General features: G+C 41.6%; 14 protein-coding genes. 2 read left to right on the top strand and 12 right to left on the bottom strand.

Features of this window, described 5'->3' with window-relative positions:
• Window positions 1-137 precede the first annotated feature (137 nt).
• The 8 genes from fusA to fkpA form a co-directional block, all read right to left on the bottom strand.
• Complete coding sequence (gene fusA, locus BCU68_RS02755) at window positions 138-2234, bottom strand: elongation factor G (protein ID WP_102563278.1); 2097 nt, start codon at window positions 2232-2234, stop codon at window positions 138-140.
• A 156-nt stretch (window positions 2235-2390) separates the two neighbouring features.
• Complete coding sequence (gene rpsG, locus BCU68_RS02750) at window positions 2391-2861, bottom strand: 30S ribosomal protein S7 (protein ID WP_102563277.1); 471 nt, start codon at window positions 2859-2861, stop codon at window positions 2391-2393.
• A 97-nt stretch (window positions 2862-2958) separates the two neighbouring features.
• Complete coding sequence (rpsL, locus tag BCU68_RS02745) at window positions 2959-3333, bottom strand: 30S ribosomal protein S12 (RefSeq protein WP_012549145.1); 375 nt, start codon at window positions 3331-3333, stop codon at window positions 2959-2961.
• A gap of 173 nt (window positions 3334-3506) precedes the next feature.
• Window positions 3507-3788, bottom strand: coding sequence for a sulfurtransferase complex subunit TusB (gene tusB, locus BCU68_RS02740; RefSeq protein WP_102563276.1), 282 nt, complete (start codon window positions 3786-3788; stop codon window positions 3507-3509).
• 14 nt (window positions 3789-3802) lie between these two features.
• Entirely contained in the window at window positions 3803-4159 is a 357-nt protein-coding gene (gene tusC, locus BCU68_RS02735) for a sulfurtransferase complex subunit TusC (protein WP_102563275.1), read from the bottom strand.
• On the bottom strand, window positions 4156-4551 hold the full coding sequence (gene tusD, locus BCU68_RS02730; protein WP_102563274.1) for a sulfurtransferase complex subunit TusD: 396 nt from the start codon (window positions 4549-4551) through the stop codon (window positions 4156-4158). Before tusD ends, tusC begins: the two co-directional genes overlap by 4 nt.
• A complete protein-coding gene (locus BCU68_RS02725) occupies window positions 4548-5270 on the bottom strand; it encodes a transcriptional regulator (protein WP_102563273.1) in 723 nt (240 codons plus the stop codon). The genes tusD and BCU68_RS02725 overlap by 4 nt, the downstream gene beginning before the upstream one ends.
• A 195-nt stretch (window positions 5271-5465) precedes the next feature.
• Window positions 5466-6224 (bottom strand): FKBP-type peptidyl-prolyl cis-trans isomerase, encoded by a 759-nt coding sequence (gene fkpA / locus BCU68_RS02720; protein ID WP_102563272.1) that lies wholly within the window; start codon window positions 6222-6224, stop codon window positions 5466-5468.
• 130 nt (window positions 6225-6354) lie between these two features.
• Here fkpA and BCU68_RS02715 point away from each other — a divergent pair, with 130 nt between their 5' ends.
• A complete protein-coding gene (locus tag BCU68_RS02715; RefSeq protein WP_102563271.1) occupies window positions 6355-7335 on the top strand; it encodes a PQQ-binding-like beta-propeller repeat protein in 981 nt (326 codons plus the stop codon).
• A gap of 2 nt (window positions 7336-7337) precedes the next feature.
• Window positions 7338-7565, top strand: coding sequence for a SlyX family protein (locus BCU68_RS02710; protein WP_102563270.1), 228 nt, complete (start codon window positions 7338-7340; stop codon window positions 7563-7565).
• A gap of 91 nt (window positions 7566-7656) precedes the next feature.
• Here BCU68_RS02710 and slyD read toward each other — a convergent pair whose 3' ends face one another.
• The 4 genes from slyD to kefG all read right to left on the bottom strand — a co-directional run bounded on the left by slyD (window position 7657) and on the right by kefG (window position 10924).
• On the bottom strand, window positions 7657-8223 hold the full coding sequence (slyD, locus tag BCU68_RS02705; protein ID WP_102563269.1) for a peptidylprolyl isomerase: 567 nt from the start codon (window positions 8221-8223) through the stop codon (window positions 7657-7659).
• 105 nt (window positions 8224-8328) lie between these two features.
• Window positions 8329-8538, bottom strand: a complete 210-nt coding sequence (locus tag BCU68_RS02700) for a YheV family putative zinc ribbon protein (RefSeq protein ID WP_102563268.1) — start codon at window positions 8536-8538, stop codon at window positions 8329-8331.
• 30 nt (window positions 8539-8568) lie between these two features.
• On the bottom strand, window positions 8569-10365 hold the full coding sequence (kefB, locus tag BCU68_RS02695) for a glutathione-regulated potassium-efflux system protein KefB (protein WP_102563267.1): 1797 nt from the start codon (window positions 10363-10365) through the stop codon (window positions 8569-8571).
• A gap of 1 nt (window position 10366) precedes the next feature.
• Complete coding sequence (kefG, locus tag BCU68_RS02690) at window positions 10367-10924, bottom strand: glutathione-regulated potassium-efflux system ancillary protein KefG (protein ID WP_102563266.1); 558 nt, start codon at window positions 10922-10924, stop codon at window positions 10367-10369.
• Window positions 10925-11061 lie beyond the last annotated feature (137 nt).

Here is an 11061-nt window from a genome sequence, read left to right as displayed (position 1 = left end):
GTTCAAATTTTTCTTTAGACACGATCGTGTTCCTTCCTAGTTATGATTCGCCCCGATAAATGTTCAGGACGCGCCAGAAATTACTATTTTATGCGCCAACTCGTGTTAGCGCAATAGGTTCATTACTTTGATAAGTATTAGCCACGCTCTGCAATGATAGCACTTGCTACATTTTTTGGCACTTCACCGTACTCAAAAAACTCCATAGAGTATGAAGCACGGCCTTGTGTCGCAGAACGTAAGTCAGTTGCGTAACCGAACATAACGGACAACGGTACTTGTGCACGAATAACTTTCAGGCCAGCAGTACCCTCGTCCATACCTTCAATGATGCCGCGACGGCGATTAATATCACCAACAACATCACCCATCCAGTCTTCTGGAGTAGTTACTTCAACTTTCATTATAGGTTCTAAAAGAACAGGTTGCGCTTGTAGCGCTCCGTCTCTTAAAGCCATTGATCCGGCGATCTTAAACGCCATCTCATTTGAGTCGACTTCATGGTAAGAGCCATCAAACAGTGTTGCTTTGATATCCATCATAGGATAGCCAGCTAATGCACCATTTTTCATTTGCTCTTCAATACCTTGCGATACTGACGTGATGAATTCTTTTGGAACCACACCACCTACTATTCCATCTACAAAGACAAACCCTTCACCAACTTCTGATGGTTCAATCGTAAGCCATACATGACCGTATTGACCACGATCACCAGCTTGGCGAATAAATTTCCCTTCAACATCCGCTTTACCACGAATGGTTTCACGGTATGCAACCTGAGGGTTACCCACGTTACAAGAGACTGCAAATTCACGCTTCATGCGATCAACGATGATATCTAGGTGAAGCTCACCCATACCAGAAATCAGGGTTTGACCTGTTTCGTCATCGCTATCAACACGGAAAGATGGGTCTTCTGCTGCTAGTTTACCTAGAGCAATAGTCATCTTATCTTGATCTGCCAACGAGCGTGGTTCTACAACAATTTGAATTACAGGTTCTGGGAATTCCATACGCTCAAGAACCACTTTATGGTTTTGATCACACAGAGTTTCACCTGTAGTTACATCTTTAAGACCTACCGCTGCAGCAATATCACCAGCATAAACTTCTTTAACTTCTTCACGTTTATTCGCATGCATTTGAACAATACGACCTAAACGCTCACGCTTGCCTTTAATCGTGTTATAAACAGTATCACCTGTTTTTATGACACCTGAATAAACACGCATGAAAGTTAACGTGCCTACAAATGGGTCAGTTGCGATTTTAAAAGCTAACGCAGCAAACGGTTCTTTGTCATCAGCATGACGCTCAACCGGATTCTCTTTTTCATCAAGACCTTGGATTGCAGGAACATCTGAAGGTGATGGTAAGTAATCGATAACAGCATCTAAAACGGCTTGTACACCTTTGTTCTTAAATGCACTACCACAGGTAGTTAGAACAATTTCATTATTTAGCGTACGAGTTCGTAATGCTTGCTTGATTTCAGCTTCTGTTAATTCGCCGTCTTCAAGGTACTTATCCATTAACTCTTCAGTTGCTTCAGCTGCTGCTTCAACAAGGTTATTACGCCACTCTTCAGCAACGTCTAGCATGTCTTCTGGAATATCTTCATAAGTGAAGGTCATGCCTTGATCAGCATCGTTCCAGTTCACTGCTTTCATCTTGATAAGGTCGATAACACCTCTAAAATCATTTTCCTCACCAATGTTTAATTGGATTGGAACTGGATTTGCACCAAGACGATCTTTAATTTGTTCAATAACGCGTAAGTAATCTGCGCCCGTACGGTCCATCTTATTGATGAATACAACACGAGGAACACCGTATTTATCAGCTTGACGCCATACAGTTTCAGATTGTGGCTCAACACCAGACGATCCACAAAAGACAATAACGGCACCATCAAGCACACGTAGTGAACGCTCTACTTCAATAGTAAAGTCAACGTGCCCAGGAGTATCGATGATATTAACGCGATGCTCTGGAAATTGAGCATCCATACCACGCCAGAAAGTTGTCGTTGCAGCAGAAGTGATAGTAATACCACGTTCCTGCTCCTGCTCCATCCAGTCCATGGTAGCTGCACCATCGTGAACTTCGCCGATTTTGTGAGAAAGACCTGTGTAGAACAGAATACGCTCAGTTGTGGTTGTTTTACCTGCATCTACGTGCGCACAGATACCGATATTACGGTAGCGCTCAATAGGAGTTTTACGAGCCACGATTGTATCCTCTTTGGTAGGGATTATTTATATTAAGAATGTAATTATAACAATCACTTTACTAATATAAATAGACCCTATTTTCCATTTCTTTAAAAAGAAGGTTTAGAAAATAAAGAAGTGCCACGGGTATAAACCCGCAGCACTAAAAAGGTATTACCAGCGGTAATGAGCGAATGCTTTGTTAGCATCAGCCATGCGGTGAACGTCTTCACGTTTCTTAACCGCAGTACCTTTGTTCTCAGACGCGTCTAGCATTTCAGCAGCTAGGCGTTGAGCCATAGATTTTTCACCACGCTTACGCGCAGCTTCAACTACCCAACGCATAGCAAGAGCGTTACGGCGAACCGGACGAACTTCTACAGGTACTTGGTAAGTTGAACCACCCACACGGCGAGATTTAACCTCTACCATTGGGCGAACATTTTCAAGAGCTTCTTCAAATACAGCTAAGTGATCTTTACCAGATTTCTCAGCCATAGTTTCTAGTGCAGTGTAAACAATTTTTTCTGCAGTAGATTTTTTTCCGTCAACCATAAGGATGTTAACGAATTTTGCCAGCAGTTCAGATTTGAACTTAGGATCTGGAAGGATCTTACGCTGACCAATAACGCGACGACGTGGCATGGATATTCTCCGTTGTCTTTTTCAGGTTATCCAAAACTTTTCAGTTTCTTCAAAAATTAAAAATAATTTAGTGTTTGGCCTTACTTAACGGAATCCATTAAGACTTAGGACGCTTCACACCGTACTTAGAACGACCTTTCTTACGGTCATTTACGCCAGCACAGTCTAGTGCGCCGCGAACAGTGTGGTAACGTACACCCGGAAGGTCTTTAACACGACCACCACGGATTAGAACAACACTGTGCTCTTGAAGGTTGTGGCCTTCACCACCGATGTACGAAGTCACTTCAAAGCCGTTCGTTAGACGAACACGGCAAACCTTACGAAGTGCTGAGTTAGGTTTTTTAGGTGTAGTTGTGTAAACACGAGTACATACACCACGTTTTTGTGGGCACGCTTCTAGTGCTGGCACGTTGCTTTTAACAACTTGCTTTGCACGAGGTTGGCGTACCAACTGGTTAATAGTTGCCATTAACTAGCTCCTGAATTTACTTGAAAGTAAGCTTTGTGAAAAATCTAACCCTACTTAGAGTATAAATAGGGACGCAAAATTCTATTCAGCTATGGGGTGCGTGTCAAGAAATATACAATATCGAGCGTATTTATTTTAGCCATCTAGATGTAAACTTCTTCTTTACGACTCGATTAATCCCACGTCATAGCTTGAGGATGTTGAATTGTAAGGTCAACAAAACCTTCAAAATCAACCAGATGAAAGGGAGATAAATTGACACTCATTAATCCTCTCGCCCTGAGATCATCTTCTAAAATAAATATCTGATTTGTGATTTTTTCCAACGATTCATGAGCAACATGTTTGTCATTGGCTAAATAGACCGCATCTTCGACCAGTAAAATGCCATCTGAAGGTAACAAATACGAATTTAGTTGAAACAATTGATGGCTATTTTTTACGATATGTAGCATTCGCCTTCCTTCAGTTAGAACGTCAATATTGAGTCACATTCTCTCAATCGAGCCGTGATATCACTTTTAGTTTGTAAAGTAACATCCATAATCAGCGCTGAAGAATGAAGCCCCATCGCGTCGAGACTACTCTGACAAACGTAAATATCCTCAATGTCATAAAGCTCTAATAGTTTAAAAGTATTGATATAGTTTCGACTATAGATAAGGTCAGGCTGTTGATTATTAATTAATTGAGCGACACCCTCTCCCAAAAAGAAAACGGAGATATCTTCACTATAGGCAGAGGCAGCGAGTAGAGCATCGAGCCCTTCTCTACCTTTCGCAGTTGTATGAGGAAGGCTCTTGAATACAAAGGCTATTTTTTTCAAAACTGAATTACTCTATCTTGAGTTAACAAGGCTTCAGCTAAGCTACCAAGACCACTTTGCTGAAAACCATCGGCTAAATTAGATTGTTTCAATTGATGCAGTTTCGCTTCTTCTTCACCAATAATGCCGCGTCGTAATGCAGCCGCGACACATGTCTCTAATCGAACTTGATGCTTTTTTCCTAACGCTTGCCATGCTGAAACCAAATCAAATTCATCGTTGGCCGGAGCTGTGATAGCAGAGCCATTTAAGACGCCATCTTGGTAGAAAAAAACTGACTCTAATTTATGACCCTTTTGAATAACCGCTTGGGCAAATAAATAGGCACTGCGCGCAGACTGAGAGCCATAGACAGAGCCATTTACGATCAAAGTATAAGTCAGGCAACTCACGCTTCATCGTCCTCTGTTTTACGCTGGCGAATATATAAGTAAACGGTGTGTTTAGAGATATTTAAACGATCGGCTACACGGTTAATTGCATCTTTAATATCGAAGATACCTTTATCATATAACTCCATGACAATTTGACGATTCTTGGTGTTATTTGAGACCGTTTTATCTGCGTTTATATCTTCAATTGTGCGCTCAACGGTTTGATCGACAAGCTCTTCAACATCGCTAGCAAAGTTAACCGATGATGCGGCTTCCTCTGCCTCTTGTGTTGGCATAAAGGAGTGCAAAACTTGAGAGAATGGCGCATCAAGGTTAACGTTGATACACAGCAAACCAATCACTCGCTCTTCACCATTACGAATCGCGACAGTAATCGATTTCATTAACACTCCACCCTTAGCGCGAGTAAAGTATGAGCGAGAAAAGTTACGCTTTGATCCTTCTATATCTTTCAGCATCTTAAGTGCTAAATCTGTAATTGGTGAACCGACTTGGCGACCAGTATTTTCACCATTTGCAATTTTTATAGCTGATGTATTTAGATCTTCTAATGAGTGTAAAACTATCTCACAAAAAGGCCCTATCAGGCTTGCGATGCCATCAACGACGGCTTCATAGGAACGTAAAATGATTTTATCATGCTCGCTAAATGGCATGACATGAACTGATTCCATCTCAAGTAGCATTTCAGCATTTAATGTATCTATCGTTGTCACGAGAAACTGACCTTAGTGCGAAAAATCAACAAATTTATGTAAGTTTATCAGAAAATTTGAATATCGTGCCAATGTATATAGCTAACTAGTGATTTAGGACAAAAAATCATTCTCAAAAATGGAAGTATTTACTTTATTTAGGCAATAAAAAAGCCTGAACAAATGTCAGGCTTTCTTCTTTAACCGCTAAAAATATTATTCAGCGTTTTCAATGCTTAGCAATTCAACATCAAATACTAAAGTTGAGTTTGCTGGAATTGTTGGAGTATCTTGCTCACCGTAGGCAAGCTCTGCTGGGATAACAAATTGGTAAGTAGAGCCAACTTGCATCAGCTGAACGCCTTCAGTCCAACCTGGGATAACGCGGTTTAGAGGGAACGTTGCTGGTTCACCACGATCGTATGAGCTATCAAATTGAGTACCGTCAATTAATGTTCCTTTGTAGTGAACTTTTACAGTATCAGTTTCTGCTGGTGAATCGCCTTCAGCCGCTTTTTCTACTTTGTATAAAAGGCCACTCTCTGTTTTCACTACGCCATCTTCTTTTTCAAAGTTAGCACGGAAATCATCACCTGCTTGCTTAACTTCAGCCGATTTTTTCTCAGCTTCGATCTGCATTGCTTCAGCAACACGTTGATCTAGAGATTCAAGTGCAGCACGGCTCTCTTCTTCTGTGATTTCAGCTTTATCAGCAAATGCGTGCTCAATACCTTTAAGTACTAATTCTTTATTTAAAGAAATACCGATTTCGCTTGGCTTATCAATGCTTGCACTTAAGTAATTAGCAAAAGAGACACCAATTGCGTATGCTGCTTTATCATCTTCTGTTTGGAATACTACTGCACTTGCTGCTTCAGCTTGCGGAGCCGCTTCTACTTGTGTTTCTTCTTTTTGACAACCAACTGCCAGCATTACTGTTGCAGCCAATAGCGACACTTTTAAAACTGATTTCATTTAATTCTCCAGAGAATGGACTAGCCATTTATAATTGTTCACAAATATATCGTTTAGATTAGCGTGTATTAACCTTTTATACCAATATATTAAGTAACTGTCGTTGCATACAAATCGGATAACTCAAACTGTGCGTAAAATTACACATGCAATCCTCTTTTTTATTGTCAGCCTGTTGTTAAATGGGTGCTTTTTCTCCGCTAGCGATGATCAACGTTGGGAAATCGAGCCGCAAGGAGCCACCAGCTTTGCCTTAAGCCGCGAAGGTCGTTTTGCTCTGCTCTATTCCCAGCAGCAGTCTTTAGTGCTATGGGATTTAATTGAAGATAAAGCATTAGCGAAACTAGGCACTCAAGACCAACAAGAAAACACCGTTTCCTATATCCGAATTTCTGATAATGGTCGATATGCGATTACCGCCAGCCAAATTAACTTTGCCGTTTGGGACTTAGCCTGGACTCAATCGGAAGGTCTTTGGTCTATCTCTGACGGTCTCATTCGAGCCATTGATATTGCCAGCAATGGCGAGCAAGTTTTACTTGGTTTATCAAATGGAAAAGCTATCTACGTCAACTTAGTCACCGGACGACGAATAGAGTTCCTTGCTCACCAAGAAAAAGTTAATTCCGTGGCTTTATCACCAAATGGACGTTTTGCTTTAACAGGGGGGAATGACCACAATGCTTTTCTTTGGGATACAAAAACCGGTCACGTTATCTATCAATTTGAATACGATCAACGCATTAATCGTGTCGCCTTACAAAGGGATGGATTGTTCGCTTTTGTCTCCGATGGTAGCAACAATGCGACTATTTGGGATTTAACGAGTGGTGAAGAACGCGCAAAGTTAAAAAGCCTATCACGCCAGCTTATTTTTTCATCAGCACGCTTCTCTGATGACGGTAAACAACTCGTGACCGGAACACCATCTGGACGAGTGGCAACTTGGGATACTGATACTGGGCAACAAATTCATCGATTCGATGTAGAACCTTTAAAAGATACTCGCCCTCCCCGTGCCGTGGTGTATGATGCAGCCTTTGACACGCAGCAGCGTATTATAACTGCCACCTCAGCAGGTATTGCTCAAGCCTGGAAACTGGATAATTAATCATGACTGAAAACACCATTGAAAAACTTGAAAATCGTATTGATGATCTAGAATGCAAACTGGCGTTCCAAGAACAACTTGTCGATGATTTAAATGATGCGCTTAGCCAGCAGCAATTACAGATCACTGTGATGCGCGATCAAATGAAATTTGTGGTTGGTAAGGTAAAAAATATGAGTGGTTCAAATCTTGCTGATCCATCAGAAGAAACACCACCGCCACACTACTAAATTGATCTGCAATATTGACCATAGAGTGAATACAAAAAAACGCCAATCGAAGCAACGATTAGCGTTTTTTATTTTATGATTTCAGTTCTACTTAGTGAGAACCGCAACCACCGCCGCCACAGCAGCCATCTTTTTTATCTTCATCGTGACCTTCGCCACCACAACAGCCGCCTTCATGATCGTGTTCTGCACCTTCTTGGTGTACATGACCGTGTTGAGCTTCTTCTTCTGTTGCAGCACGAACCGCGACTACTTCAACATCAAATGTTAATGTTTGACCAGCTAGCATGTGGTTGCCATCAACCACAACATCATCACCATCGACTTCTGTCACTTCTACTGGAATTGGACCTTGGTCAGTATCAGCTAAAAAGCGCATACCGACTTCAATTTCATCAACACCTTGGAATACAGCAGCAGGTACACGTTGTACTAGCTCATCACTGTGCTCGCCATAAGCATCTTCAGGAGAAACAACGGCTGTGAATTTATCACCAACAACTTTACCTTCTAGCTCTGCTTCTAGACCAGTAATTAGGTTGTTGTGACCGTGAAGGTAATCCAGCGGTGCTTCAACACTTGACTGATCGACAACTACATCGTCTGCCGTTTTAACTTGATATGCTACGCTAACAACTACATTCTTTTCAATTTTCATGCTAACTCCAAAGGAATTGATAACCTAAGTATCAAAATGAATACTTAGATGATGAGATCGATTTCTCTATACTGCATATTATGGGGATCTATTAGCGAAACTCAATCATTCTGGCTTAAAAATCCCAATCATTTCTTGTTGTACATGCTCACTCTTATTCAGTGAACTTGGCTTACGCTGTTCTGAAAAATGACACTCTACACACTCGACCAACTCAATATTATTTTCAATCCACCAACGTAAAGTGTCCTGAGTCTGGCAAGATGGACAACTGGCTCCAGCGATGAAGCGTTTTTTTATGCCTTTTATCATCATGTTAATCCTTTAATACCGAAAAATGTGTCATTACGATTCCCAATAATTCATCGATTGGCGGTCTTTATCTATCTCTCGACCAAAAATTTCTTCTAACTCTTTACGGGCTTCTTTTGAACGCTGAGCTAACTCTTTATCTTCCATATGCAAAGGAATTAACTCTTTAAGCATCGCATTATCTAATTTTCGAAAGTGTGCTTCTGCTCGCTTAGCTTGGTATGGATGCATCCCTAACTCAATTAAGGCTTGCTGACCTAAATCAAGCGCACCTAGAAAAGTTTCACGCGAATACTTATCAACACCATGGCTCATTAATTGATAAGCCTCTACACGACTACGAGCTCGCGCCAAAATTTTTAAACGAGGAAAGTGCTGCTTGCATAAATCAACGGTTTCCATAATTTCATCAGGGGAGTCCGTACAAAGGATAATTGCTTCGGCTTTATCAGCACCCGCTACACGCAATAAATCTAACTGAGTAGAGTCACCATAAAAAACCTTATAGCCATATTTACGTAAGATCTGTATTTGGCTGGCATCACTTTCTAGCACAGTAACGCGTATTTTATTGGCGTACATCAAGCGACCGACTATCTGACCAAAGCGACCAAAACCAGCGATAATTATTCTTGGGCTACGATCAATCACATCCGATGCCATTGCTTCACCATCTTGATTTAGAGAACGGGCAAACCACTTATCTTGCACAATCAACAATAGTGGCGTCGTCACCATAGATAAACTCACAACTACGAGTAAATAGGACGATTGCTCTAGAGTTAATAACTGCTCTGCACTTGCAGCGGTAAAAATAACAAAAGCAAACTCACCGCCCTGACTTAAAATAGCCGCCATACGACTACGTGCTTTTTCTCGAGTACCATACAAGCGAGCCAAGGTATAAAGCACGCCCCCTTTTAGCGCGACTAGACCCACCACACCAATAATGACCTCTACAGGCATGACAACAAATAAGCCTAAATTTACTGCCATACCAACAGCGATAAAAAAAAGTCCGAGCAGTAATCCCTTAAATGGCTCGATGGCGATTTCTAATTCATGCCGGTATTCACTTTCAGCAAGGAGTACCCCAGCTAAAAATGTCCCTAATGCCATCGACAAACCAAGACTTTGCATAATCACCGAAATGCCAAGAACAATGAGCAATGCAGTGACGGTAAATAGTTCTCTAACACCACTCATCACGACATAGCGAAACAGAGGTCGCAATAAGAAATGACCACCAACCAATAAGCCAGCAATCCCCCCTAATACCCCAACCGCATCGAGCCAACTTCCGCCAGTACTGCCCGCTAAAATAGGCAAGATAGCCAGCATAGGTATCACGGCAATATCTTGAAATAAGAGAATAGCAAACCCCGACTGCCCGGTTTCTGTGCCATGTAAGCCACGCTCTTCGAGTACACGCAACGCTATCGCTGTCGAAGATAATGCCAGTCCCATACCAATAACGAGACTGCTACTCCAATTGACTCCACATAAAAAAGCAATGCCGGTGATGGCGAGTGTGGTTAATATGACTTGAGCACCACCTAAACCAAGAATGGGTCCACGCATTTGCCACAGTTTTTTGGGGTTGAGTTCTAAACCGATTAAGAAAAGCAGCAACACCACCCCAAGTTCGGAGAAATGTAAGATAGCTTCAACATCACTAATTAAGCCTAACCCCCACGGACCGATAATCACACCCGCTAACAAGTAGCCTAATACTGACCCTAAACCAAAACGTTGTGCAATTGGCACAGCAATCACGGCTGCAGATAAGAAGATGACACCACTTTGTAAAAAATCACTGGTTAAAGCCATATCACACCTCCTGCTTAATGAGGGTGGGATTCTTTAACCACTGGCAATAAGCGTTGGCATGTTTATCCCTCTCACTATCATCCACATTACGTGCCCAATAAAGTACTAACGGCTCAACCCAATGCATTTTGCATAAAGCAGCGGTGAGCTCAAAAGGCTGTAAAATCTGCTCTAATGGGTACTTATTGTATCCGCTTTCACTAAAAGCATGCTCCTTACCACCGGTCGTGATGACGCTACGCCAGTATTTATCACTTAGTGCACATTGCTGACCAAAGGCAAAACCTTTATTGAGCACACGATCAAACCACTCTTTTAATAATGAAGGGCATGAGTACATATAAAGAGGGTGTTGAAAAATGATGACATCGTGGGAAAGTAATAATTGGTGCTCATAATCGACATCAATAAAAAACTCAGGATAGGCACCATACAGATCATGAATGGTCACATTAGGTAGTGACGCTGCCTTTGTGAGCATCACCTGATTAGCTATCGAACTGTGTGGCTCGGGGTGAGCATAAATCACTAAAACCTTAACTGCTGGCAAAGCGCTCATCTTATCTTCCTTGGCAAAAATCCTTGTTTGCTATATCAATAACTCATCATAAGTCCATGACTGAGCTACTCCTTATTTTCAAGGCAAAACGTTATCAATTTGTTACTACCTCTTTGTATCATAACTCAAATTGCATA

This window comes from Vibrio sp. 10N.286.49.B3 (assembly GCF_002873395.1).
Classification (GTDB): Bacteria; Pseudomonadota; Gammaproteobacteria; order Enterobacterales; family Vibrionaceae; genus Vibrio.
The sequence above is the reverse complement of the archived record's forward strand: the minus strand, read 5'-3'. Positions and strand labels throughout refer to the sequence as shown.

Bases quoted from the DNA above. Each gene is read 5' to 3' on its own strand.
- rpsG (WP_102563277.1), bottom strand. From the start codon at position 2,861: ATGCCACGTCGTCGCGTTATTGGTCAGCGTAAGATCCTTCCAGATCCT.
- BCU68_RS02700 (WP_102563268.1), bottom strand. From the start codon at position 8,538: ATGATGATAAAAGGCATAAAAAAACGCTTCATCGCTGGAGCCAGTTGT.
- tusB (WP_102563276.1), bottom strand. From the start codon at position 3,788: ATGCTACATATCGTAAAAAATAGCCATCAATTGTTTCAACTAAATTCG.
- slyD (WP_102563269.1), bottom strand. From the start codon at position 8,223: ATGAAAATTGAAAAGAATGTAGTTGTTAGCGTAGCATATCAAGTTAAA.
- fkpA (WP_102563272.1), bottom strand. From the start codon at position 6,224: ATGAAATCAGTTTTAAAAGTGTCGCTATTGGCTGCAACAGTAATGCTG.
- rpsL (WP_012549145.1), bottom strand. From the start codon at position 3,333: ATGGCAACTATTAACCAGTTGGTACGCCAACCTCGTGCAAAGCAAGTT.
- BCU68_RS02710 (WP_102563270.1), top strand. From the start codon at position 7,338: ATGACTGAAAACACCATTGAAAAACTTGAAAATCGTATTGATGATCTA.
- kefG (WP_102563266.1), bottom strand. From the start codon at position 10,924: ATGAGCGCTTTGCCAGCAGTTAAGGTTTTAGTGATTTATGCTCACCCC.
- kefB (WP_102563267.1), bottom strand. From the start codon at position 10,365: ATGGCTTTAACCAGTGATTTTTTACAAAGTGGTGTCATCTTCTTATCT.